The sequence below is a fragment of the Pseudomonas sp. 57B-090624 genome (assembly GCF_003234055.1).
GTDB classification, from domain to species: Bacteria; Pseudomonadota; Gammaproteobacteria; order Pseudomonadales; family Pseudomonadaceae; genus Metapseudomonas; species Metapseudomonas tohonis.
Map to the genome: position 1 here is coordinate 1 of NZ_QKRU01000078.1, position 26008 is coordinate 26008.

Consider the following 26008-nt stretch of genomic DNA (forward strand, 5'->3'; position numbering starts at 1 on the left):
CGAGCACACGCCGCTGTACGACATCCAGCGCTGGGCGGGGCAGGGCGGGGACAGCCTGTTCGACACCTTGCTGGTGTTCGAGAACTACCCGGTCTCCCAGGCACTGCAGGACAGCGCACCGGACGGGCTCGGCTTCGGCGCCCTGGGCAACCGGGAACAAACTAATTTCCCGCTGACCCTGGCCGTTCATCTGAGTGACATCCTCAACCTGCACTTCACCTATGCCAACGCTTGCCATTCCCGCGAATCGATCCAGGGCCTCGGTGACCAGATGGTGCACCTGCTGATGCAGATGCCCGGTTCGGACGCCCAGCGTCGTCTCGGCGAGTTCGGCCTGCTGGACGCGCCGATGCACGCCCGCGTGGTGGAGCAGTGGAACGCCACCGAGACCGCCCCGCGCGATGCACGCCAGGTGCACCAGTGGGTGGCCTTCCAGGCGCAGCGCCAGCCCCAGGCCGTGGCCGTGCTGGCAGAGGGGCAGAGCCTCACCTACGAGCAGCTCAACGCCCGGGCCAACCGCCTGGCGCACCTGCTGATCGAGCGCGGCGTGGGCCCCGATGTGCTGGTGGGGCTCGCCTTGCAGCGAGGGCCGCTGATGGTGGTCGGGCTGCTGGCGATCCTCAAGGCCGGTGGCGCCTATGTGCCGCTGGACCCGGCCTACCCGCAGGACCGCCTGGCCTACATGGTCGAGGACAGCGGCATCGCCCTGCTGCTCAGCGAGCGGGCCCTGGAGGCGCGGTTCGCCGACAGCGGCGTGAGCTGCCTGGCGCTGGATGGCCTGGACGAAGCGCTGGCCAGCCGCGACGAGCGCGACCCGGCGGTTTCGCCGGACGGGCAGAACCTGGCCTATGTGATCTACACCTCCGGCTCCACCGGGCGCCCCAAGGGCGTCGGCATCCGCCACAGCGCGCTGAGCAACCACATGGCGTGGATGCAGGACCGCCTGGCGCTGCAGGCCGAGGACCGCGTGCTGCAGAAGACCGCGATCAGCTTCGACGCCTCGGTCTGGGAATTCTGGCTGCCGTTGATGAGCGGTGCGCAGCTGGTCCTGGCGAGCCCGGACCTGAACCTCGACCTGACCCGTCTCTGGGCCGAGGTGGCGCGCTGGCGGATCAGCGTCCTGCAGCTCGCCCCCTCGCTGCTGCAGGCCCTGCTGCCCCTGGCCCGGCGCGAGCAGCTGGCCACCCTGCGCCTGTTGCTCTGCGGCGGCGAGGCCCTGGGCCAGCACCTGGCGGACCAGGCGATGGCACTGTTCGACGGTGAGCTGCACAACCTCTACGGGCCGACGGAAGCCACCATCGACAGCACCAGCCACCTCGTGGCAGCCGCCGAGGGTGACGAGCGCCGCACGGTCGCCATCGGCCGCCCGCTGGGCAACGTGCGCACCTATGTTCTCGACTGCGCGTTGCAGCCCTGTGCCATCGGCGCCGTCGGTGAGCTGTACATCGCCGGCGATTCGCTGGCCCGTGGTTATCACCAGCGACCGGCGCTGACCGCCGAGCGCTTCATCCCCGATCCCTTCGCCCGCAGCGGTCGCGAGGGCGGGCGGCTGTACCGCACCGGGGACCTGGTGCGCTACGCCGCGGATGGCGTCATCGAATACATCGGGCGCATCGACCACCAGGTCAAGGTCCGTGGCCTGCGCATCGAACTCGGCGAGATCGAGGCCCGCCTGCGGGCCCAGCCGGAGGTGCGTGAAGCCGTGGTCCTGGCCCCGGACGGCCAGGCCCTGGTGGCCTATGTGGTCGCCGAGGCGGGTGCGCTGGAGCCGGCCGAAGCGCTGCTCGGCGAACGCCTGAAGGCGCGCCTGGCCGATCACCTGCCGGACTTCATGGTGCCCGGCCAGGTGGTGTTCCTGGACCGCCTGCCGCTGACCACCAACGGCAAGCTGGATCGCAAGGCACTGCCGGCGCCGGATGCCCGCCCGCTGCAGGTGGCCTACGTGGCGCCTGGCAGCGAGCTGGAGCTGCAGGTCGCCGCCATCTGGCAGGACGTGCTGAAGCTCGATCAGGTCGGGCTCGGCGACGATTTCTTCGAACGGGGCGGGCACTCGTTGCTGGCGGTGAACGTGGTTTCGCGCCTGCAACTGGAGCTGGGCATGAGCCTCACCCCGCAATTGATATTCCAGCACCCGGTACTGGGGGACTTCGTCGCCCAGCTGCAACAGACCGGGGCGCCAACGAGCACGTCGACATTGAGCAGGCTCGAGGCCCTGCTCGATGAAATGGAGGAGGTTTGATGGACAACACGGTTGCTTTACGCATCGCCAGGCGCTTCATCACGTTGCCACTGGAGAAGCGCAGGCAGTACCTGCAGAAGATGCGTGAAGAAAACGTGTCGCCGGCGAACCTGCCGATCCCGCCGGTGAGCGATGCGTTCGACAGCCTGCCGCTGTCCTTCGCCCAGGAGCGCCAATGGTTCCTCTGGCAGCTCGACCCGGACAGCGCCGCCTACCACATGCCCACGGCCCTGCGTCTGCAGGGCGCGCTGGATGTGGCGGCGCTGGAACGCAGCTTCAACGCCCTGGTCGCGCGGCACGACAGCCTGCGCACCACCTTCGTCCAGGACGGTGAGGCGACCTTCCAGCGGGTCGGCCCGCCGGCACCGCTGAGGCTGGTGGCCGAGCCCCTGGCGCAGGTGCCGGATGCCCAGCAGCTGCGCCAATTGATCGAGGAGCAGACCGAGCCGCTCTTCGACCTGCAGAACGGGCCGCTGCTGCGCGTGCGCCTGTTGCGCCTGGCCGATGACGATCACCTGCTGATCGTGGTGCTGCACCACATCGTCTCCGATGGCTGGTCGATGCAGGTCATGGTGGAGGAGCTGGTCACCTTCTATGCCGGCTTCAGCCGTGGCCAGGCGCCCGAGTTGCCGCCGCTGCCGATCCAGTACGCCGACTACGCCATCTGGCAGCGGCACTGGATGGAGGCGGGCGAGCGCGAGCGGCAGCTGGCGTACTGGACGGGCCTGCTCGGCGGGCGGCAGCCGGTGCTGGAGTTGCCCACCGATTTCCCGCGCCCGGCGGTGATGAGCTACCGCGGCGCGCGCCTGGAGATCGCGCTGGACGACGGCCTGTCATCCGGGTTGAAGCAGATGGCCCAGCGTGAGGGCGTCAGCCTGTTCATGCTGCTCCTGGCGTCCTTCCAGGCCCTGTTGCACCGCTACAGCGGGCAGGACGACATCCGCGTCGGCGTGCCCACCGCGAACCGCAACCGGGTGGAGACCGAGCGCCTGATCGGCTTCTTCGTCAACACCCAGGTCCTGCGCAGCGAGGTCGACGGCCAGGCGCCGTTCCGCGCGCTGCTGCAGGACGTCAAGCAGGCAGCGCTGGGGGCCCAGGCCCACCAGGACCTGCCGTTCGAACAATTGGTGGAGGCGCTGCAACCGGAGCGCAACCTCAGCCATACGCCGCTGTTCCAGGTGCTGTTCAACCACCAGACGGAGGGCCCTGCACGCGGGGCGCCGGTGGCTGGGCTGCGGGTCGAGGGGCTGCAGGGCGAGACCCGCACGGCGTCGTTCGACCTGACCCTGGAGACGCTCGAGCATCCCGGCGGCATCAGCGCCTCCATGACCTACGCCACCGACCTGTTCTGCGCCGCCACGGTGGAGCGCATGGCCGGCCATTGGCTGAACCTGCTGCGCGGCATCCTGGCCAGGCCGGAGCAGGCCATCGGCGAGCTGCCGCTGCTGGATGCGAGCCAGCAGCAGGCGATGCTGGTGGAGCTGAACGACACGGCGGTCGCGCTGCCGGAGGCGCGTTTCGTCCATGAGCTGTTCCAGGCCCAGGTGACGCGTGATCCCGACGCCATCGCCCTGGTGATCGGCGGGGAACGACTGGGCTACGCCGATCTCAACCGTCGCGCCAATCGCCTGGCCGGCCGGCTGGTCGAGCTGGGCGTGGGGCCGGACCTGCTGGTGGGGATCTCGGTTGCGCGCAGCGTGGACATGCTGGTGGGGCTGCTCGCCATCCTCAAGGCCGGCGGCGCCTACCTGCCGCTGGACCCGGCGTTCCCCGAGGAGCGCCTGGCCTACATGATCGAGGACAGTGGCATCGAGCTGCTGCTGACCCAGCGCGCGCTGGCCGAGCGCCTGCCGGTGCCGACGACGGTGCGGGCACTGCTGCTGGACGAGCTGGGCGACTCGCTGGATGCCTTCCCCGGCGTGGACCTGCCCACCCGGATCGAAGCGGAAAACCTCGCCTACACCCTCTACACATCGGGCTCCACCGGGCGCCCCAAGGGCGTGATGGTGCACCATGGCGCGCTGACCAACTTCGTCGCCAGCATGGCCCGTGTGCCGGGCGTCGTGGCCGGGGACCGGGTGCTGTCGCTGACCACCTTCTCCTTCGACATCTTCGGCCTGGAGATCTACGTGCCCCTGATGGTCGGCGCGCGCATCGTGCTGAGCGGACCCGAGGTCGCCCAGGACCCCTACGCGGTACTGGACCTGGTGGAACGCGAGCAGGTGAACGTGCTGCAGGCGACGCCGTCGTCCTGGCGCATGCTGCTGGACAACGAGCGGGCGGAGGTCCTGCGTGGCTGCACCTTCCTCTGTGGCGGCGAGGCGCTGCCGCGCGAGCTGGCGGCCCGCATGCTGGTCCTGGGCGGCGAGGTGTGGAACCTCTACGGGCCGACCGAGACCACCATCTGGTCGGCCATCCACCGGCTTGGCCAGGAGGCCCCCGAGCCCTGGCTGGGGCGCCCCATCGACAACACCGCGCTCTATGTGGTCGGCGCCGACCTGGCCCCCGTGCCCCATGGCGTGGCCGGTGAACTGCTGATCGCCGGCGACGGCCTCGCGCGCGGTTACTTCCAGCGCCCGGGGCTGACCGCCGAACGCTTCATTCCCAATCCCTTCAAGGCTGGGGAGCGCCTGTACCGCACCGGCGACCTGGCCCGTATCCGTGCCGACGGCATCATCGAGTACCTGGGTCGCATCGACCACCAGGTGAAGATCCGTGGCTTGCGCATCGAGCTGGGCGAGATCGAGGCGCGCCTGCAGGAGCAGGACGAGGTGCGCGAGGTCGCCGTGGTGGCGCAGGACGCTCCGGGCGGGCAGGTGCTGGTGGCCTACGTCGTGCCCCGCGACCTGCCGGCTGTCGAAGATGCCGACGCCCAGGCCCGGCTGCGTGACGGCCTCAACGACCGCCTGCGTCTGAAGCTGCCGGACTACATGGTGCCCGCGTACACGGTGCTGCTGGAGCGCTTCCCCCTCACACCCAACGGCAAGCTGGACCGCAAGCAACTGCCCAGGCCCGATGCGCGGCAATGGCAGAAGGCCTATGTGGCGCCGCGCACCGAACTGGAGCGGACCATTGCCGAGGTCTGGGCGCAGGTGCTTCGCGTCGAACGGGTCGGCGTGCACGACAGCTTCTTCGAATTGGGCGGGCATTCGCTGCTCGCCACCCAGGTCATGGCGCGCCTGCGCCAGGCCCTGCAGGCCCAGGTACCGCTGCGCCTGCTCTTCGCCCACCCGGAGCTCGATGCCCTGGCGCGCGCCCTGGAAGCGGACAGGCAGCCGGTCGAGCAGCCGATCCCGCGGGTTTCCCGGGAGCAGCCGCTGGAGCTGTCCCATGCCCAGCAACGGCAATGGATTCTCTGGCAGCTGGAGCCCAGCAGCAGCGCCTATCACATCCCGGCGGCCCTGCGCCTTCGCGGCGCCCTGGACCTGCCCGCGCTGGAGCGCAGCTTCGCCGCCCTGGTCGCGCGCCATGAAAGCCTGCGCACCACGTTCGTGCTGGACGGCGAGCGGCCCCTGCAGGTGATCCACCCGGCGGCGCCGGTGCTGATCGAGGTCGAGGCGCTGGCCGCCGACGCGAGCGACGAGGCGATACGGGCGGCGGTGGAGACCGAGACCCGGCGCCTGTTCGATCTGCAGGCCGGCCCGCTGCTGAGGGTGAAGCTGTTGCGGCTGGCCGAGGACGACCATGTCCTGGTACTCACCCAGCACCACATCGTTTCCGATGCCTGGTCGATGCGCGTGATGATCGACGAGACGCTGAAACTCTATGTCGGCCACAGCCAGGGCCAGCCCGTAGCGCTGCCGGAGCTGCCGATCCAGTACGCCGACTACGGCCACTGGCAGCGGCGCTGGCTGGAGGAGGGCGAACAGGCCCGCCAGCTGGCCTACTGGAGCGCGCAACTGGGAGGCGAGCAGCCCGTCCTGGAGCTGCCGACGGACCGGCCGCGCCCGGCACAACAGAGCTATCGCGGGGCGCGCATCGCTATCGCCCTGGAGCCGACCCTGGCGGTTGCGCTCAAGCAGCTGGCGCAGCGCGAGAACTGCAGCCTGTTCACGGTGCTGCTGGCCTCCTTCCAGGTGCTGCTGCATCGCTTCAGCGGGCAGGGCGACATCCGTGTCGGCGTGCCGATCGCCAACCGCAACCGCCTGGAGACCGAAGGCCTGATCGGCTTCTTCGTCAACACCCAGGTACTCAAGGCCCAGGTCGACGGCCACGCGCCCTTCGCGACGCTGCTGCGCCAGGTGCGCCAGACCGCCCAGCAGGCCCAGGCGCACCAGGACCTGCCCTTCGAGCAATTGGTGGAGGCGCTGCAACCGGCGCGCAACCTGAGCCACAGCCCGCTGTTCCAGGTGATGTTCAACCACGGCGGCGAGGTGCAGCGCGAGGTCACGTCCCTGGCCGGCCTGGCGCTGGAAGAGCTCAGCTGGGATGCCGGCACCGCGCAGTTCGACCTGACGCTGGACACCTTCGAGTACGAGACGGGCCTTTCCGCCGCGCTGTCCTACGCGACCGACCTGTTCGACCGCGCCACCGTGGAGCGCATGGGGCAGCACTGGCTGAACCTGCTGCGCGGCATCGTCGCCAGCCCCAGCCAGGCCGTCGGCGAGCTGCCGCTGCTGGACGCCGGGCAGCGTCATCACATGCTCTACGAGTGGAACCGCACCGGCGCCCACTACCCGAACCACCAGCCGGTCCATCGCCTGATCGAGGCGCAGGTGGCGGCGAACCCCGCAGCCTGTGCGCTGGTCTTCGCCGGCCAGGCCCTCAGCTACGGCGAGCTCAATGCACGGGCCAACCGCTGGGCGCACCGCCTGATCGAACAGGGCGTGACCGCCGACTCCCTGGTGGGCATCTCGGTGCACCGCAGCCTGGACATGGTCGTGGGCCTGCTGGCCATCCTCAAGGCCGGCGGCGCCTATGTGCCGCTGGACCCGGAATACCCCCGCGAACGCCTGGCCTACATGATCGAGGACAGCGGCATCGAGCTGCTGCTGACCCAGGCCGGGCTGCAGGAACAGCTGCCGATACCCGGTGGCGTGAAGACCCTGCTGCTGGACGACGGCGAGGCGCGGTTGCAGGGCTACCCGGCCGGCAACCCCGAGGTGCCGCTCGCCGCCTCGAACCTGGCCTATGTGATCTACACCTCCGGCTCCACGGGCAAGCCCAAGGGCGCGGGCAACAGCCACGGCGCGCTGACCAACCGCCTGTGCTGGATGCAGGACGCCTACGGGCTCGGCGAAGGTGACAGCGTGCTGCAGAAGACGCCGTTCAGCTTCGATGTTTCGGTCTGGGAGTTCTTCTGGCCGCTGATGTACGGCGTGCGCCTGGTGGTCGCCGAGCCGGGTGCCCACCGCGACCCCGCGCAGCTGATCCGGCTGATCGAGGACGAGGCCATCACCACCCTGCATTTCGTGCCCTCGATGCTGCAGGCCTTCCTGCTGGACGAGAACGCGGGGCGCTGCCGCAGCCTGACCCGCATCGTCTGCAGCGGCGAAGCCCTGCCGGTGGATGCCCAGCAGCAGGTGTTCGCCCGGTTGCCCGGCGCCGCCCTGTACAACCTGTATGGCCCGACGGAAGCGGCCATCGACGTGACGCACTGGACCTGCCGCGACGAAGGGTGCGAGGCGGTGCCGATCGGTGAGCCCATCGCCAACCTGATGACCTACATCCTCGACCCCGAGCTGAACCCGGTGCCGGTCGGCGTCAGCGGCGAGCTCTACCTCAGTGGCCAGGGCCTTGCCCGTGGCTACCATCGCCGCCCCGCGCTGACGGCGGAACGCTTCGTGGCCAGCCCCTTCGTGGAGGGCGAACGGCTGTACCGCACCGGTGACCTGGCCCGTTACCGCGCCGATGGCGTCATCGACTACCTGGGCCGTATCGACCACCAGGTGAAGATCCGTGGCCTGCGCATCGAGCTGGGCGAGATCGAAGCGCGCCTGCTGGACCATGACGGCGTGCGCGAGGCCGTGGTCGTCGCCCTGGACGGGCGCAGCGGCAAGTACCTCAGCGCCTACCTGGTCCTGCAGGGGGAAACGCCGGACTGGCCGCTCCTGCGTGAGCAACTGGTCGCGCACCTCCAGCGCACCCTGCCCGAGCACATGGTGCCGCCGCACATCACCGCGCTGGAGCGCATGCCGCTGAGCCCCAACGGCAAGCTGGATCGCAAGGCGCTGCCGGTTCCGAGCCTGGACGAGGCGCAGAGCGCCTATGTAGCACCCGGCAGCGAGGTCGAGCGGACCCTGGCGGAAATCTGGCAGGCAGTGCTCGGCGTGCCCGAGGTGGGCATCACCGACAACTTCTTCGCCCTGGGCGGCGATTCGATCAACTCGATCCAGGTGGTCAGCCGCGCCCGCCAGCGGGGCATCGTCCTGGCGCCCCGCGACCTGTTCCTGCACCAGACCATCCAGGCCCTGGCCCAGGTCGCCCAGCAGGGCGAGGCGAACCGGGTGGACCAGGGGCCGGTCACCGGGGAGAGCCTGCTGCTGCCCATGCAGCAGGGCTTCCTCGCCAGCGAAATCGCCCAGCCGCAGCACTGGAACCAGTCGATCCTGCTGACGCCGCGCGAGCCGCTGGACGTCGCCCGGCTGGGTGCGGCCCTCGAAGCGGTCGTCGCCCATCACGATGCATTGCGCCTGCGCTTCCACAAGACCGCCAGCGGCAGCTGGAAGGCGCGCCACGCGGCCGTGGCCGAGCAACCGCTCGAGCTCTGGCAAGGCACCGCTCGCGATGCCGATGAGCTCGTCGCCCTGGCCAACCGTGCGCAACGCAGCCTGGACCTGCAACAGGGGCCGTTGCTGCGCTGCAGCCTGATCGACATGGCCGATGGCAGCTCGCGCCTGCACCTGGCCATCCACCACCTGGTGGTGGATGGCGTGTCCTGGCGCATCCTCCTGGAAGACCTGCAGAGCGCCTACGAGCAGCTGTCGCGCGACGAGGCGGTAAAGCTGCCGGCCAAGTCGACGGCATTCAGGACCTGGGCCGAGCGTCTGCACGACCATGCGGGAAGCGATGCGCTGGAGCGGGAGCTGGCCTACTGGACCAGCCGCCTCGACCAGCCCCTGCCGGAGTTGCCCAGGGCGAACCCCGAAGGCAGCCAGGCCTCGGCGCATGGGCATTCGGTGAGCCTGTCGCTGAGCGTCGAGCAGACCCAGCGCCTGCTCAAGCAGGCCCCTGTGGCCTATCGCACCCAGGTCAATGACCTGCTGCTCAGCGCGCTGGCCACCGCCGTCTGCCAATGGACCGGCCAGCCGGCCTGCCTGGTGGAGCTGGAAGGCCACGGCCGCGAGGAGATCTTCGACGGCATCGACCTGAGCCGCACCGTCGGCTGGTTCACCAGCCTGTACCCGGTGCTGCTGACCCCCTCGGAGAACCCGGGGGAATCGATCAAGCGCATCAAGGAGCAGCTGCGGGCCGTGCCGGACAAGGGCCTCGGCTATGGCGTGCTGCGCCACCTGGGCGCCCCGGATATCCAGCAGCGCCTGGCCGGGTTGCCCCAGGCGCGCATCACCTTCAACTACCTGGGCCAGTTCGACCAGAGCTTCGATGCGCAGGCGCTGTTCGTGCCGGGCGAGGAGGGCAGCGGTGACGGCCACGGCGACGATGTGCCCCTGGGCAACTGGCTGACCATCAACGGCAAGGTCTTCGATGGCCGCTTGAGCCTGGACTGGACCTTCAGCCGCGAGGTGTTCGACATCGCCGCGATGGAGCGCCTGGCGGGCGCCTATGGCGCTGCGCTGGAGCGGCTGATCGACCATTGCTGCGACGAGGGCATCCAGGGCCTGACGCCGTCCGACTTCCCGCTCGCCGGCCTGAACCAGAAGCAGCTGGATGCGCTGCCCGTGCCGGTGCCGCAGATCCAGGATGTGTACCCGCTGTCGCCGATGCAGGAAGGCATGCTGTTCCACAGCCTGGCCGACGACGCCACCGGGCTGTACGTCAACCAGATCAGCCTGCCCGTCGAGGGCCTGGACGCCGAGCGCTTCGCCTGGGCCTGGGAGCAGGTGATCGCCCGCGAGGACATCCTGCGGACCAGCTTCCACTGGCAGAGCGGTTCGAGCGAGCCGGTGCAGATCGTCCACCGCCATGTGGCGCTGGACCTGCGGCAGGAAGACTGGCGGCAGCGCGAGCAGGGCGAGGAGGCCCTCGCCGAGCGCGCGGCGGCCGACTACCGGGAAGGCTTCGACCTGGCGCAGGCGCCCTTGCAGCGCGTGTTGCTGCTGCGCCTGGACGAGCAGCGCCACCAGCTGATCTGGACCTGCCACCACATCCTCATGGACGGCTGGAGCAGTTCGCGGCTGTTCGGCGAGGTCATGCAGTTCTATGCCAGGGGCCAGGTCGCGACCCGCAACGGGCCCTACCGTGACTTCATCGCCTGGCTGAAGCGGCAGGACGGAAACAGCCTGGAGTCGTTCTGGCGGGCACGCCTGGGCGAGCTGGAACAGGCCACCTTCCTCGCCCAGTCGGTCTTCCCCCGGCATGCGCAGGACCTGCCAGGCCACGACGCCCTGTACACCCGCTGGGACGAGGTGCAGACCGGCCGCCTGCAGCAGGCCTGCCGCGACCTGCACATCACCCCCAACACCCTGATCCAGGGCGCCTGGCTGCTGCTGTTGCAGCGCTTCACCGGCCAATCCACCGTGGTGTTCGGCGCCACCGTGGCGGGGCGCCCGGCCAGCCTGGCCAATGCCGACAGCATCCTGGGCCTGTTCATCAACACCCTGCCGGTGATCCAGACCCTGCCGGCGGAGCAGCCCCTGGTGCAATGGCTGCAGCAGCTCCAGGCGTACAACCTGGAGATCCGCGAGCACGCCCACGCCCCGCTGGCGGATATCCAGCGCTGGTCCGGGATGGGCGGCCAGGGGCTGTTCGACAGCATCCTGGTGTTCGAGAACTACCCGATCGACGAACGCCTGGGCGAGGAGAACGACACCGGCCTGAGCTTCGGTGCGTCCCGCAACCACGATGTGACCAACTTCCCCATGGACCTGGCGGTGCACCTGGGGGACCGGCTGTCCATCGAGTACCTGTTCCTGCGCAACGCGTTCAGCGTCGAGGCGGTGGAGCGTATCCGCGTCACCCTGGAGCACATGCTGGAGGTGCTGATCGCCTCGCCGGACGTTGCCCTGGGTAACCTCGCGCTGCTGCCGCCCGTGCAGCAGCAGGCCTTCGCCCAGTGGAGCGCAGCGCCTGTGGCCGATGAACAGGCGACGGCATTGCTGCCCGAGCTGATCGCCCGCCACGCCGCCGAGCGCCCGGACGCCGTGGCGCTGGTTTGCGGTGAGCGGCAACTGTCCTATGGCGAACTGGCGAACCTTTCGGACCGGTTGGCCCACCGCCTGCTGGCGCTCGGCGCAGGCCCGGAGAAGGTGGTCGGCGTGGCCCTGGAGCGCTCGGTGGAGACGGTCGTGGCCTTCCTGGCGGTGATGAAGAGCGGGGCGGCCTACGTTCCCCTCGACATCGACTACCCGGCGGACCGGCTGGCCTTCATGATCGAAGACTCCGCCATGGCGCTGCTGGTGAGCCACAGCGGCGTGCAGGAGCGCTTGCCCCGGGTGGATGGCCCGCAGGTGTTGCTGCTGGATGGCTTCGACGAATGGGCCGGCAGCACCGAGCCGCTGCACAGCGGCCTGCTGGCGCAGAACCTGGCCTACCTGATCTACACCTCCGGCTCCACCGGGCGGCCCAAGGGTGTCGCGGTGACCCATGGCCCGCTGAGCATGCATTGCCAGGCGATCGCCAATTTGTACGAGATGGATGCCGCGACCCGCGAGCTGCACTTCATGTCGTTCGCCTTCGACGGGGCCCATGAGCGCTGGCTGAGCACGCTGTTCAGCGGCGGCACCCTGGTCATCCGCGACGGCGCGCTGTGGACGCCCGAGCAGACCTTGGAGGCCCTGCACCGGCACGCCATCAGCATCGCCTGCTTCCCGCCGGCCTACCTCAAGCAACTGGCCGAATACGCGGAGCAGAGCGGGCTGACCCCGCCACCGGTGCGCGTGTACTGCTTCGGCGGCGACGCGGTGCCGGAGCCGACCTTCGAGCAGGTGAAGGCCGCCCTGCGTCCCCGCTACTTCACCAACGGCTATGGGCCGACCGAGACCGTGGTCACCCCGATGCTGTGGAAGGTGCCGGCCAGCACCCGCTGCGAAGCCGCCTATGCGCCCATCGGTCGCGCGGTGGGGCAGCGCGCGCTCTATGTGCTGGACGAGAACCTCAACCCGCTGCCACCGGGCATCGCCGGCGAGCTCTACATCGGTGGCGAAGGCGTCGCCCGTGGCTATCACCGTCGTGCCGGGCTCAGCGCCGAGCGCTTCGTGCCCGATCCCTTCGGCAAGCCGGGCGATCGCATGTACCGCAGTGGCGACCTGGTGCGCCGCCGCGCCGATGGCGTGCTCGACTACGTCGGCCGCATCGATCACCAGATCAAGGTACGGGGCTTCCGTATCGAACTCGGTGAGATCGAGGCCTGCCTGCGCCAGTCGGGCGATGTCGACGACGCCGTCGTGGTCGCCCGGGACAGCGCTTCGGGCAAGCAGCTGATCGGCTACGTGGTGACGCCGGGCGGCGAGCCCATCGGCGACCGCCTCAAGGCCGAGCTGCGGGCCAGCCTGCCGGACTACATGGTGCCGGCGCAGATCATCTGCCTGCCGCGCCTGCCGGTGACGCCCAACGGCAAGCTCGATCGCCAGGCGCTGCCGGAGCCCGAGTTCAAGGGCACCCAGTACGTGGCCGGGCGGACCCGCGACGAGCAGCTGATGGCGCAGGTCTGGGCCGAGGTGCTGCAGGTGGAGCAGGTGGGCATCACCGACAACTTCTTCGAGCTGGGGGGCGACTCCATCCTCAGCCTGCAGGTGGTGTCGAGGGTGCGTAACCACCCGGAGCTGAACATGGAGCTGAAGCTGCGGGACCTGATGCGCCACCCGACCATCGAGGCGATCTTCGGGCAGCGGCCGCTGGCGGATCAGCCCCAGGCGGACACCACCCAGGTGGCTGCCGAAGGCCAGTTCAACCTGATTCCGATCCAGCAGTGGCTGTTCGACGAACGCATGGAAGAGCCTCACCACTTCAACCAGGCGTTGCTGTTGCGCGCACGCCAGGCATTGAACCTGGCGGCCCTGGAGCTGGCGCTGCGCAGCATCGTCCAGCAGCACGACGCCCTGCGCCTGCGCTTCACCGAGGTCGGTGGGCGCACCCTGCAGCACTACCAGCCGTTGGCGGAGCTGCAGGCGCTCTGGGCATCGGAGCCCTTGCTCTGGCAGCGGGAGGTCGCGGACGAGGCGGAGCTGGAACTGTTCGCCGAGGAGGTCCAGCGCAGCCTGGACCTGCGCGATGGCCCGGTCTGGCGCACCGCCCATGTGGCCATGGCCAACGGCGAGACCCGGGTGCTGATGGTGATCCATCACCTGGTCATCGACACCGTCTCCTGGCGGGTGCTGCTGCAGGACCTGCAGATGGCCTACGAGGCCTATGACAGGGGCGAGACGCCAAGCTTCCCGTTCCGCACCAGCAGCTACCGCGCCTGGGCGGAAGGCCTGGGCGCCTATGCCGAGAGCTTCCCGGCCGAGGAACGGGACTACTGGCTCGCGCAGGCGCGCCAGCCGGGCAGCGAGCTGCCTTGCGACAACCCGCGGGGCAAGAACCAGGTGCGGCACCAGGCGGTGGCTCACCTGACCCTGTCCGAGGTGCACACCCAGCAGTTGCTCAAGCAGGTGCCGGCGGTCTATCGGACGCAGATCAACGACGTGCTGCTGGCGGCCCTCAGCCGCGTGCTGTGCCGTTGGAGCGGGCAGGCCTCGGCGCTGATCCAGCTGGAAGGGCACGGGCGTGAGGACCTGCTGGCCGACATCGACCTGAGCCGCACCGTCGGCTGGTTCACCAGCATGTTCCCGGTACGTCTCACACCGGGGCTGGACGACGACATCGGCGCCTCGGTCAGGGCCGTGCAACGCCAGCTGGCGGCGGTGCCGAACAAGGGGCTCGGCTACGGCGTCCTGCGCCACCTGAGCGGCCCGGAGGTCGCCGCGCAGTTGAGCGCCGCCCCCCAGGTGCGGGTCACCTTCAACTACCTGGGGCAGTTCGACCAGAGCTTCGACGACAAGGCCATGCTGGTGCCGGCGGCCGAGAGCTATGGCAGCTGCTACAGCCCCATGGCCGCACTGGGCAACTGGCTGGAGATCGTCGGGCAGGTGTACGACGGGCAGCTGGCCTTGCGCTGTGTCTTCAGCAATCGCCGCTACCGCGTCGAGACCGTCGAGCAACTGATGCAGGCCTACCAGGCCGAACTGGAGGCGCTGATCGAGCACTGCGTCGCGCAGGCGGCCTGAGTATTCGTTGCGGTCCTTCGTACTGCTGGGGGGGCGCCACCTGCGTGGCCCCTCCGGTGGATGTACCCCTTGATCAAGGAACCATGCGATGCCATTGCATCCAGAGCTGAACGCCTTCCTCGACCTGGCGGAAGAAAGCCAGGCCAGTGGCCCCGGGCCTTTCCATGTGTCGTCCCCGCAACAGGCCAGGGAGGCCTTCGAACGCACCACCTTGCAGTTGCGCTGGGCCGCGCCGCAGGGCGTGCGTTCCACGGATTTCGAGTGCCGCAGCCGGGATGGCGCCTCGCTGCCCCTGCGCCTGTACCGACCATCCACTGCCAGCGGGACGCTGCCCGTCCTGGTGTATTTCCACGGCGGCGGCTACGTGGTCGGCAGCCTCGACTCCCATGACGGCGTGTGCCGCGAGTTCTGCGAGCGGACGCCGTGCGCGGTGCTTTCGGTCGGCTACCGCGTGGCGCCCGAGCACAGGTTCCCGACCCCGCTGAACGACGGTGCCGATGCGCTGGCCTGGCTGGCCGCCCATGCCGGGGAGCAATCCCTGGATCTCACCCGCGTGGTCTTCGGCGGCGACAGCGTCGGCGCCACCCTGGCCACGGTGCTGGCCCTGGAGGCGGCGCGCTCGGCGGCGGCGGTCATCAGGCCCTGCCTGCAGCTCCTGTGCTACCCGGTTACCGATGCCTCGGCCAGCAGCTCGTCGATGCAGCTGTTCGGTGAGGGCTACCTGCTGGAAAGCGAGACCCTGGAGTGGTTCTACCGGCATTACGCGCGGGAGGCGGCCGACCGGCTCGATTGGCGCTTCTCGCCGTTGCTGGCGACCGACCATGCCGGCGTGGCGCCGGCGGTGATCGCCCTGGCGGGGTTCGACCCGCTGCTGGACGAGGGGCGGGCTTATGCGCGGCGCCTGCAGGAGCAGGGGGTTGCGGTGCAGGTGCTGGAGTTCGAGGGGCTGATCCACGACTTCCTGCGACTGCGCAGCGTGGTGCCGGATATCGACGACGTCTACGCGCAGCTGGTGTCCGCCTTGCGCCAGGCGCTGGCGCGTTGAGCCGGCGATAGCATCCGGCGACCCAGGCCGCGCGATACCGGAAACCGGGCCAAGGCCCGGTTTTTTCATGGGAGGAGGAGGAGGGGATGTCCGCCCCCGAATGCTGGCCTCGACCCTGCACGGCAGCCATAAAAAGGCTCTGTCTGCGTTAAGTGTTGCTAGAGGATTTTAGCTCAGCTGATTGCCGAGTTTTGTTGGTGCTTCTGGTTTCGCCCACCCGGGCGAGTCCCTTTTAACAATCGTCGGAATGCCGAACCACTTAAAAGGAACCAAAAGGGCTTGCCCCATCATCCGGCCCGACCGCGTCGGGTTCCCTCACTCCATCGTCGTTACTCGCTACGCTCGCCCTTCGGGCCGCACTGAAGTGCGTTCGCCGCAAGCGTCGTCTGGGGGTCGGCGCGATGGGCCATCCATGGCCTGGCGCGCCTCTCGCGGCATCCATGCCGCTCGTCCCCCGGCGCAACGACTGCGTTCGGCCTGCTGGAGGGGCGTTGGCGGCTGCCCCACCTTTCTTCGTCCAGCGCATCGCCACGTGGTGCGCACAGGCTTTCGTAGGATGGTGTAGAGCGAAGCGAAACCCATGCGGTGGAGGTGGCCCGAACTCTTGGGCGCCCGGAAATGGCCGTGCTTGAGCGCTTGCATTAAAACCACAACAGCTAACGCAGACAGAGCCATAAAAAAACCGGGCCTGAGCCCGGTTTCTTCATGCCGCTGGCGTTCACCAGTCGTAGGACACCTCGACCGAAGCGACACGCTCCTGGCCGTAGTAGCAGCCGAACGAGTAGTTGCAGTCCGACACGTATTCGCGGTCGAAGAGGTTCTGCACGTTCAGGCTGGCCTGGAGGCCTCGCATGTCGCTGGAGAGCTTGCCCAGGTCATAGCGGAGCGTGGTGTCGTAGACGACGTAGGACGGGGTGTGGAAGCTGTTGGCGGCGTCGCCCGGCTTGCGCCCGGTGTAGCGCGCGCCCACGCCCCAGGTGAGGCCGGCGAGGGGCGCCTGGACGAAGTGGTAGTCGACCCAGGCGGTCGCGGAGACGGGGGCCTGCGCCTCGCTGCGGTTGTCTTCGTTGCCGTAGGTTTCCTTGGTGTAGAAGGAGTCGATGTAGGTCGCGGCCGCGAGCACGTCGATGTTCTCGATGCTGGACTTGGCCTCCAGCTCGATGCCCCGGGAACGCACCTCACCCTGTTGCGACTGGTACTGGGGGTATTCGACGTCCCCGGTCAGCACGTTCTTCTGCTCGATCTGGAAAACCGCGGCGGTGATCAGGGTCTTCTCATAGGGCTGGTACTTCACGCCCACTTCGTACTGTTTGCCTTCGGTCGGCTCGAATGCCTTGCCACCGCGCTCGGGGGCGGCGGTGCCGACGGTCGGCAGGAAGGACTCGGAGTAGCTGATGTAGGGCGCCAGGCCGAAGTCGGTGACGTAGGTCAGGCCCACGCGGCCGGTGAACTTGTGGTCACGCTGTTCGGTGATGGTGTCGGCCAGCAGGTCCTTGTTCTCCACCTCGGCCCAGTCCTTGCGGCCGCCGATGGTGAGGATCCAGCTGTCGAGCTTGATCTGGTCCTGGGCGTAGAGGCCGATCTGGCGGATGGTGTTGTCCCACTTGGTGTCCAGCACCGGTGTCACGCTGCTGGTGTCGTAGTTGTTCTTGCCGTACAGGTCCACCGGCAGCACGTTGTAGGCGTTGTAGCCGTCGTACTTGCGGTTGAAGTGGCGGTAGTCGATCCCCGCCAGGGTGGTGTGCTCCAGGGCGCCGGTGTTGAACCTGAATTCCAAGTTGTTATCCAGCGTGTAGGCGATGTTGTGCTGTTGCCAGTCCAGCTTCACGCGGTTGGCGCGGGTGTAGTCGGTGTTGCCGTTGGTGTCGGTCGCGAAGCTGCGCAGGTAGAAGCCCTTGTAGCGGTCGCGCACGTCGATGTAGCGGGCGGTGGAGCGGAACTTCAGGTCATCGCTGAGGTTCTGGGTGAAGTCGTAGCCCAGGATGTACTGGTCACGCTTGTAGTCGTTGTACTTGGAGTCGCCGGAGAAGAAGTCGCGGTCGATCTTCTGCCCGGTGGGGCCACGGACCAGGCTGCCGACCATCGGCAGGGCCTGGTAGTCGAACAGGCCGTCGTCACGCTGGATCTGCGCCAGCAGGGTCAGGGAGGTGTCTTCCGACGGGGCCCAGGTCAGGCTGGGGGCGAGCAGCAGCCGTTCGTTGTTGGTGTGCGCGACCTGCTCGTTGCCTTTCTTGGCCAGGCCCACCAGGCGATAGGAGAACTGCTTCTCCTCGTCGATGGGGCCGCTGGTGTCGAAGGCGCCGTTCACCCGGTGGTAGCTGCCCAGGCCGAACTTCACCTGGCTGCGCTGCTCGGTGGTCGGGCGCTTGGACACCATGTTCACCACGCCACCCGGCTGGTTCTGCCCGTAGAGGACCGAGGACGGCCCCTTGAGCACTTCGACGCGCTCCAGGGTGTAGGGGTCGATCTGCGGTGCGCCACCCAGGCTGCCCGCGTAGGGCAGGTAGGCGCCGTCCAGGTACAGCGGGGTCGGGGCGAAGCCGCGGCTGGTGATCTCGTCGGCGATGGCGTTGCGATCGGTGAAGCCGTTGACGCCGAGGCCGGGCGTGTAGCGCAGGGCCTGGGTCAGGTTGCGGGCGCCCTGGGTCTCGATCTGGTCGGCGGTGATGACGTTGACGGCCTGGGGGATCTCCAGGATCGGGGTGTCGGTCTTGGTGCCGGTGGCGCTGCGGGTGGCCACATAGCCGTCGACGGGGCCATAGGCCGATTCGACCGACTGGCCGGAAATGCTGATGGTGCTCAGCTCGAGGGAGTCGGAGGCGGAGCGCTTCTGCAGGATGGCGGTGTTGTTCTGCAGGCTGAAGGACAGGTTGGTGCCCGCCAGCATCCGCGCCAGGGCCTTGTCGGTGGAGAACCGGCCGACGACCGCCTGGCTGCGCAGGCCCTGGACGTCATCGGCGCTGTACAGCACCTGGAGGTCGGCCTGCTTGCCCAGGGTCAGCAGCGCGCTGGCCAGTGACTGGGCGGGAATGTTGAATTCGATCTCCTGGGCTTGTACCTGGGCGGCAACCGCCATGGAGAAGGCGAAGCCTAGCGCGGTGGCGTTGAAACCCGGCTGAAGCATACGGCGCATGAGCAATGCCTTGGTGAGGTTCGTAAGTCCCGGTAGCGCTGGCATGGTGGTCCTCTTGGTCGTCGAAGTGGTGGCGTTGTTTTTGATTTTTGATAAGACGGATGGCACTGGAAAAACCGGAAATAAGAATCGTGATCAATCACGCCGTCTGTAATTCGGTCACGACTTTCCCCGCTTCCATGCGCACCAGCTGGTCGGCGATGTCGAAATAGCGGTCGTCGTGGGAGATCACGATGATGGTCTTGCCCAGGCGTTTGAGGTCCGGCAGCAGCTCGGTGTAGAAGATGCGGCGGAAGGTGGGGTCCTGGTCGGCGGCCCATTCGTCGAACACCAGCACGGGCCGTTCCTCCAGCCAGGCGTTGACCAGCGCCAGGCGCTTGCGTTGCCCGGTGGACAGGTCGGTGGTGGTGAAGGAACCGTCCCGTACGCTCACCTTGTGGGCGATCTCCAGGCGTTCCAGGTAGGTGTTGGCGTCCTCGGGCAGGTGCTGGTCGCCCTGGACGACATCGTCGAACAGGTAGTAGTCGGCGAAGATGGTGGTGAACAGCTGGCGGTAGTCGTCCCGCGTGCGCGCGTTCACCGCCTGGTCGTTCAGGCGTATCTCGCCGTGTTGCGGGGCGTAGAGGCCCAGCAGCAGCTTGATCAGGGTGGTCTTGCCGCAGCCGTTCTCGCCGACGATGAAGACGATGTCGCCCTGGTCGATCTTCAGGTTCACCGGGCCGAGGCGGAACGGGGCGCTGCCCTCGACGGCGGGGAAGGCGTAGGACACCTCGCGCAGTTCGAGGCTGCTGATGGACTTGTCCGGGCTGCCCTGGGCATTGAGGAGCAGGTGGGGCTCGGGCGAGGAGAACTGCTCCGACAGCTCGGCGATGCGGCGGAACGCGATCTGCGCCCGGCCGATGATCGGCAACGTGCCGATCAGGTGTTCCAGCGGCCCCTTCATGTACAGCAGCACCAGGACGAAGCCGCTCATGACCGTCTTGTCGGCGCTCGGCCACATCGACTGCATGGCCAGGGCCAGGCCGATGACCACGAAGAACAGCATCGAGCCGAAGGACTTGGCGATCACGAAGGTGTTGATGGAGCGGATCTGCGTGTCGCAGATCTTCTCGGCCGTCTGCTCGATCCCGGACACATACATGCGGTTGCGGCGCGGGCGGTGGATCCTCAGTTCCTTGGCGCCTTCGGCGATGGCGCTGTAGTTCTTCTGCAGGTCGTCCTCCCAGTCACGGGCCTGCATGAACCCCTTGATGCCGTGGCCCTGGGCCAGGTACTGGACGGCGGTGCCGACGATGATGGCCACCACCAGCATCAGGAACATCGGCCAGGACAGCAGGGCCAGGTAGCCCATGCAGCCCAGGGTGACGGTGAACGAGATGGCCAGCGGGGCGAAGGCGAAGGCGAAGTCGCTGATGGTGTCGACGTCATGGGTCAGTACGGGGATCAGGCGATGGGTGCGGAAGCGCTCGATCTGCTCGATCGGGGCCGAGAGCACCTTCTCGCCCAGTTCCTTGCGCAGCTTGGCGATGATGTGCTGCCCGACGTAGTTGGTGCCGATGTCCGAGTAGATGGCGCTGCCCAGTGCCAGCAGGCACAGCCCCGCGAAGGCGGCCACGACGCCGCCGCTCAGGCTGGTTTCGGAGTGCAGGGCGCCGTTGATGGTCGCCAGCAGCACCGTGACGCTGAGGCCGCCCACCATGCCCAGCACGATGGAGCTGATGACGATCAGTCGGAAAGGTTTGAGCAGCGTGAACAACTCTCTGATCACTCCGCGCGCGGGCCTGTTCATGGGGGGTACCTGCTTGAAGAGTTGGCGGGTGGCCGCTGCCACCCGCTGGGGCGCAACCCGTGGCTGCGCACCTCTTGAACGTCTGGCGAGGGGGCAAATTTAGCGGGGGGGGGGGCTAAACCTCCCTGGCGACCCGGAAGCCGATCCAGTCGCCGCGCTCGGTGGTGACCAGTGCGTTGCGGTTGCCGGAGCGGGAGAAGATCGGCGCCTCGCCCCAGTCGTTGCCGCGGATCTGCACGACCTCGCACGTCTCCTCCATCCACGGGCTGCCGTCGGTGGGGGCGCCGACGTAGCTGTCGTGCAGGCAGTCCGCCACCCATTCGTAGACGTTGCCGTGCATGTCGTAGACGCCGAAGGCGTTGGCCGGGAAGCTGCCCGCCGGGGAGGTGAAGTTGTAGCCGTCGGCGGCGCCGTAGGTGTTGGCGTGCTGGGCGATGCTGTACTCCTTGCCTTCGTCGAGGGGGAAGGGGAACGGGCCTTCGCTGCCGGCGCGGGCGGCGTACTCGCGTTCGGCTTCGCTGAGCATGCGGTAGTGCTTGCCGGTCTTCTTCGACAGCCAGGCGACATAGGCCTTCACCTCGTCGTAGCTGATGCACACGGCGGGCTGATCGGGGCCTTGCGGGTAGCTGGGCTTGCCGTTGCTGCACAGGCGCCCGGGGCGGTCGTCGCCGTCGGGGAGGGTGACCCTGGCCTCGCGCTGCCAGGCCTGCAGCTCCCTGGCCAGCACCTGGAACCTGCTGATGGCGAAGGGCCTGGCGAAGGTCACGGTGTGCAGCGGGCCTTCATCGGGCTGGCGGCCGACTTCGTCGTCGGGGGTGCCCATGGTGAAGCTGCCGGCGGGCAGCACGACCATCTCGGGGCAGTCCTTGCAGTCCTTGAACAGGCTGCCGGGCTTGTTCGCCTCGGCGGCGAAGGCCGGGGCGGCGGCGAACAGGGTGGCCACCAGGGCCAGGGGCTTGAGTGCATGCATGGCGGTTCTCTCGAAGGGCGAAAGGGTCAGGCGAGCTGCGGGGCGAGGATGGCCAGCACCCGGTCGATCTCGGCTTCGTCGTTGAGCAGGCCGGGGGCCAGGCGCACCACGGGGCCGACGTCGCGGTCCACGGCGTCGCTGATCACCTTGTGCTGCAGCAGGTAGCGGGCCACGGCGTCGCAATCGCGGCCTTCGACGCGGAAGAAGGTGAAGCCCGAGGACAGCGCGGGGCTGCGCGGCGTGACCAGCTGCACCCTGGCGTGCTCGGCGAGGCGGTCCTTGAGGTAGCTGTTGAGCTGGTGGATGCGGGCCTGGACATCGGCCTTGCCCAGCTCCAGGTGCAGCTCGAAGGCCTTGCCCACCGCCAGGCGATGGTCGAAGGCGTGGTAGCCGCCGGGGGTCATCAGGGTGCCGAAGGTCTCGCCCTTGGTGAAGGTGGGGACGCTGGGCACCAGATGGGGCTGCGGCGTCTCCTCGCGGGCGATGATGACGCCGGTGCCGCGCGGGCCGAACAGCCACTTGTGGGTGCCGGCGATGAAGTAGTCGCAGTTGAAGTCGGCGAAGTTCAGGTCCTCGACGCCGAAGCCGTGGACGCCGTCGACCACGTAGAGGATGCGGTCGGCTTCGTCGCGGCCCTGGTTGGCTTCCTTCACCAGCTGGCCGATCTCGCGCGCCGGCAGCTTCACGCCGCTGCCGGACTGCACCCAGGTCATGCCGAGCACGCGGGTCTCGGGGCGGATGGCCTGGCGGAGGTTGCCGAGCATCTCGTCCACCGAGGCGCTGTGCGGCGCCTTGAACAGCGGCACGCGGCGCACCCGGGTGCCCATCATCTGCTCGCGGTACTCCAGGCGGGTCAGGGTGGAGTAGTGCTCGTGGGTGCTGACCAGGATCTCCTTGCCCGGCGCCACCCGCAGGCCGCCGTAGATCATCGACAGGCCGTCGGTGGTGCTGCCGGTGAGGGCGACCTGGCCGGGGCGCACGCCGAAGTAGCGGCCGGCCCAGGCGCGCACGTCGTTCTCGTAGCCCCAGAGTTCCTCGCGGTCCCAGTCCAGCACCTCCCCGGGGTTGGCATCCAGCCGGGCGCGGAAGTGGGCGATGGCCTCGCGCACCACGCGGGGGTGGGAGGCGAGGAGGAAGGAGCAGAAGTGCAGGTAGGCCGGGTCCAGGTCGAACTGCTGGCGCAGCGCCTGCCATTTGTCCTTGGCCGGGCTGGCCGGCGGCGTGGCGGCCTGGGCGTCGCCGGCGAGGGCGGAACGCAGGGGCAGGGCGGCAGCGAGCAGGCCGGCGTGCTTGAGGAAGGTACGACGGTCGCTCATCAGCCACGCTCCGCTTGCGGTTGTGCGGCGCTGGCGGCGGCCGGTTTGGCGCGGCGCTGCACCTCCTCCCAGACGCGGAGGAAGTTGCCGCCCCAGAGCTTGGCGATATCGGCGTCGGAGTAGCCACGCAGGATCAGCTCGGCGGTGAGGTTGCGCGACTCGCCGACGTTCATCCAGCCCTCGACGCCGCCGCCGTCGTTGAAGTCGGAAGCGATGCCGACGTGGTCGATGCCGACCTTGCGCACGGTGTAGTCGATGGCGTCCACCAGCTCCTTGACGCTGGCGCGGGGCTCTTCCTCGAGGATGGCGTAGAGCGCGCTGGCGTACTCGCCGAAGCGCTGCTCCGGCCAGATGGCGATGATCGGGTCACCCGGCATCAGGGCATTGGCCAGGCCGTCGAGCGGCTGCAGGTCGAAGCGCGCACGCAGGGCGTTGAGCTTGTCCAGGGTCGGCTTGCTGAGGGGCTTGAGGTAGGCGGGGAAGCCCACCACCTGGATCACGCCGCCGCTTGCCTTGATGGTTTGCAGCTCGCGGTCGCTGAGGTTGCGCGGGATGTCCACCAGCGCGCGCGGCGCCGAGTGGGAGGCGACGATGGGGGCGCGGCTGAGGCGGGCGACGTCTTCCAGGGCCAGGGTGGACATCTGCGACACGTCGATGATCACGCCCAGGTCGTTGAGCCGCGCCACCGCCTGCTCGCCCAGGGGCGAGAGGCCGCCGAGGGCGTCGACGCTGTCGTTGAAGAAGGGCAGCGGGCGCGAGGAGTCGGCCCAGGCGTTGTTGCCCACGTAGCTGAAGCCGAACATGCGCATGCCGCGCGCGGCCCAGGTGTCCAGGGCGTCCAGGTCGTCGCCCAGGGGGTAGGCATTGAGCATGCTGATGAAGATGGCGAACTTGCCTTCGCCGTGCAGGCGGCGGAAGTCGGCCGGGGTGTAGGCGATGCCGACCTGGTTGGGGAAGTCGCGCACCATGCCGCTGATGATCCTGTAGCGCAGTTCCTGCTGGTGGCGCGCCTCGTCGACGAAGGCGGCGGTGGGGCGATGGGGGGCGTTGGGGCCGTTCCAGATCTCCGGCCAGCCGAAGATCGTCAGCGCCGCGCCGGAGAGGCGCCCGCGCCCGGCCTTGACCAGGTCGAACTGGCCTTCGCCGTCCTTGTCGGCCTCGTTGCCTCCGGTGCCGAAGTCCGGCGGCACGGTGATGTGGCTGTCGAAGGAAAGAATGCGGTCCTGCAGCTCCTCGGCGTGCTTCATCACCTCGCGCGGATAGCCTTCGGCGGGTCGTGGGAAGAGGAGGTACCAGGCCGCGGCAGCGACGAGGGCGAGGAGAAGCGCCAGGGCGAGGAGGTAGGGGGCCTTGCTGGAGCGGGTCGTGTTCATTGCCATCCCGTTGGTTGCCAGGGTCGATGCGGTTCCGGCGCCCGCCGCTGCGGGTTCGCCTGTCACGGAGGAACGAGGGTGGCGGCGGGAAATTTAGCGCTGCAGGGGCGGTAAATTTGTTTCAGGGCCTCTCGTTCTAGCTGGATAGGCGTGGCTGACACGGATACGGATGTGACGATGAGGTTTTCCAGGCGGGGGTTCATGGCGGGGCTGGCGGTGGTCGGGGCGGCAGTGCCCGCGGTGTGGTACGCACGCCCGCCGGTGGACCACGACGACAAGCTGGAGAAGGACCAGGTGGAGACGCCTGGCGAGGCCAGTGTCGAGGCAGCCGCCGGCGAGGGCGTGAGCCTCACCGGCAAGCTGCGCGGCATCTGGGACCTGCGCTTCAGCGGCATGGACATCGGCCTGGACGATCTGCCCGTACAGGGCGTGCAGATGCTCCTCGATATCGGCCCCACCGGCCGTTCCCTGCGCGGTTTCATCGACCTGGGCGAGCGCCTGCGGAGTCGCGAAGAGCCCCGTTACCGGGTGCTGGGCGAGCTGGTGGCGGCGGATGCCGGGAAGCTGCGCTGGCGCCTGGTGCCGCAGGGCGAGTCGGCCCCCAGCCATGAGCTGGAGGCGATTCTCGACGAGGTCTGGAGCAGCTGGGGCGATGCCGGGGCGGGGACGCTGACCGGGCGCATCCGCCGTATAGACCGGCCGCTGGACATGCCCGAGCCGGACAGCCAGTTCGTCGCCACCAAGCGTGCCTTCCCCGAGGCGCACCAGGTCACCCCGCTGGCTCCGGCGCTGATGCGCTGGCTGGTATCCGCCGAACACCGGCTGTTCCACCAGCTCTGGCACGCCACGCGGGACAAGTGGCACCGCTTCGACGACGCCCGCCGCGATGCCCTGCGCGGCGCCGGCTGGCAGCCCGGCCCGCGTGACGCCGAGCGCGGTGCACGCGGGCGGCGCAAACACCTCAATGGCTCGGGGGAGGACTTCTTCTTCATGCACCGGCACATGCTCGGCCAGGCCCGTGCCCTGCAGCCCGACCTGCCGAACTGGACGCGCCTGCCGCTGCCCTCGCCCTATGTCGAGCACGATCGCCTGGGGTTCATCCGCTACCAGGAGAACCACGACGGCAACTCGGTACCGCCGGCCTGGCTGGCGGCCGATGACGAGGAGCTGAGCGAGTGGCTGCGCGGCATCAAGGCGGCCGAGACCTTCTTCAGCAACTTCCAGGTCTGGGAATCCCAGTACCAGGACCCGGACTACCTGAGCCGACTGACCCTGGCGCAGTTCGGCTCCGAGGTGGAGCTGAACATCCACGACTGGCTGCACATGCGCTGGGCCACGGTCACCCGCGACCCCTCCAACGGCATGCCGGTGGTGGGCGACCGCGACCAGGCGGACTACGCCGCACGCTGGTTCCGTGCGGAGAACGATTACCTGGGCGACCCCTTTTCCTCCCATGTGAACCCGGTGTTCTGGCGCTTCCACGGCTGGATCGACGACCGCATCGAGGACTGGTACCGCGCCCACGAGCGCGCCCACCCGGGCGAGGTGCAGCGCCGCGAAGTCAACGGCGTGCCCTGGTTCGCGCCGGGGCGCTGGGTGGAGGTGGCCGACCCCTGGCTCGGGCCGAGCACCCATGGCTGCGGCGGCATCGGCGATGCCGGTGGGGGAATGGGCGAGATGGAGATCGAAGCCATGAAGCTGGCCTTGCGCATCGCCTTCAGTGACGAGGGCGATATCAGCGACCTGCTGCGCCGCACCCCGCGCCGGCCCTGGTATGCGCGCAACCTGAAGTTGCCGGGCAAGGCTTGATCCGGCCTTGG

Annotated in this window: 9 protein-coding genes; 4 read left to right on the plus strand and 5 right to left on the minus strand. The window is 68.6% G+C overall.

The annotated features are described in order from the left end of the window. From DMX10_RS27045 to DMX10_RS27055, 3 genes are all read left to right on the plus strand, one after another. The coding region (locus tag DMX10_RS27045) for a non-ribosomal peptide synthetase (RefSeq protein WP_146603063.1) at positions 1-2239 on the plus strand (2239 nt) is incomplete at its 5' end. Next, positions 2239-14562 carry a non-ribosomal peptide synthase/polyketide synthase gene (locus tag DMX10_RS27050; protein ID WP_111263999.1) on the plus strand — a complete coding sequence of 4108 codons (12324 nt, stop codon included), beginning with the start codon at positions 2239-2241 and terminating at the stop codon, positions 14560-14562. The genes DMX10_RS27045 and DMX10_RS27050, both read left to right, overlap by 1 nt. Before the next feature lie 88 nt (positions 14563-14650). Then, on the plus strand, positions 14651-15607 hold the full coding sequence (locus DMX10_RS27055) for an alpha/beta hydrolase (protein ID WP_111264000.1): 957 nt from the start codon (positions 14651-14653) through the stop codon (positions 15605-15607). A 718-nt stretch (positions 15608-16325) separates the two neighbouring features. On the opposite strand, the gene DMX10_RS27065 is transcribed toward DMX10_RS27055, so the two are convergent. The 5 genes from DMX10_RS27065 to pvdM form a co-directional block, all read right to left on the minus strand. Then, complete coding sequence (locus tag DMX10_RS27065) at positions 16326-18731, minus strand: TonB-dependent siderophore receptor (protein ID WP_236206778.1); 2406 nt, start codon at positions 18729-18731, stop codon at positions 16326-16328. 148 nt (positions 18732-18879) lie between these two features. Beyond that, the gene (locus DMX10_RS27070; RefSeq protein ID WP_111264003.1) at positions 18880-20529 is read right to left on the minus strand and encodes a cyclic peptide export ABC transporter; all 1650 of its coding nucleotides are present in this window, start codon (positions 20527-20529) and stop codon (positions 18880-18882) included. Between the two features lie 115 nt (positions 20530-20644). Beyond that, on the minus strand, positions 20645-21499 hold the full coding sequence (locus tag DMX10_RS27075; RefSeq protein WP_111264004.1) for a formylglycine-generating enzyme family protein: 855 nt from the start codon (positions 21497-21499) through the stop codon (positions 20645-20647). Positions 21500-21525: 26 nt separating this feature from the next. Continuing rightward, positions 21526-22815 carry a pyoverdine-tailoring periplasmic protein PvdN gene (pvdN, locus tag DMX10_RS27080; protein ID WP_111264005.1) on the minus strand — a complete coding sequence of 430 codons (1290 nt, stop codon included), beginning with the start codon at positions 22813-22815 and terminating at the stop codon, positions 21526-21528. After that, positions 22815-24188 (minus strand): pyoverdine-tailoring dipeptidase-like protein PvdM, encoded by a 1374-nt coding sequence (gene pvdM, locus DMX10_RS27085; protein ID WP_111264006.1) that lies wholly within the window; start codon positions 24186-24188, stop codon positions 22815-22817. The genes pvdN and pvdM overlap by 1 nt, the downstream gene beginning before the upstream one ends. Positions 24189-24365: 177 nt before the next feature. Here pvdM and DMX10_RS27090 point away from each other — a divergent pair, with 177 nt between their 5' ends. Beyond that, complete coding sequence (locus tag DMX10_RS27090) at positions 24366-25997, plus strand: PvdJ/PvdD/PvdP-like protein (RefSeq protein WP_111264007.1); 1632 nt, start codon at positions 24366-24368, stop codon at positions 25995-25997. The last annotated feature ends 11 nt before the right edge of the window (positions 25998-26008 follow it).

Excerpts from the sequence above, each read along its gene's own strand:
- DMX10_RS27050 (WP_111263999.1), top strand. The coding sequence starts at position 2,239 with ATGGACAACACGGTTGCTTTACGCATCGCCAGGCGCTTCATCACGTTG.
- DMX10_RS27055 (WP_111264000.1), top strand. The coding sequence starts at position 14,651 with ATGCCATTGCATCCAGAGCTGAACGCCTTCCTCGACCTGGCGGAAGAA.
- DMX10_RS27065 (WP_236206778.1), bottom strand. The coding sequence starts at position 18,731 with ATGCTTCAGCCGGGTTTCAACGCCACCGCGCTAGGCTTCGCCTTCTCC.
- DMX10_RS27070 (WP_111264003.1), bottom strand. The coding sequence starts at position 20,529 with ATGAACAGGCCCGCGCGCGGAGTGATCAGAGAGTTGTTCACGCTGCTC.
- DMX10_RS27075 (WP_111264004.1), bottom strand. The coding sequence starts at position 21,499 with ATGCATGCACTCAAGCCCCTGGCCCTGGTGGCCACCCTGTTCGCCGCC.
- pvdN (WP_111264005.1), bottom strand. The coding sequence starts at position 22,815 with ATGAGCGACCGTCGTACCTTCCTCAAGCACGCCGGCCTGCTCGCTGCC.
- pvdM (WP_111264006.1), bottom strand. The coding sequence starts at position 24,188 with ATGAACACGACCCGCTCCAGCAAGGCCCCCTACCTCCTCGCCCTGGCG.
- DMX10_RS27090 (WP_111264007.1), top strand. The coding sequence starts at position 24,366 with ATGAGGTTTTCCAGGCGGGGGTTCATGGCGGGGCTGGCGGTGGTCGGG.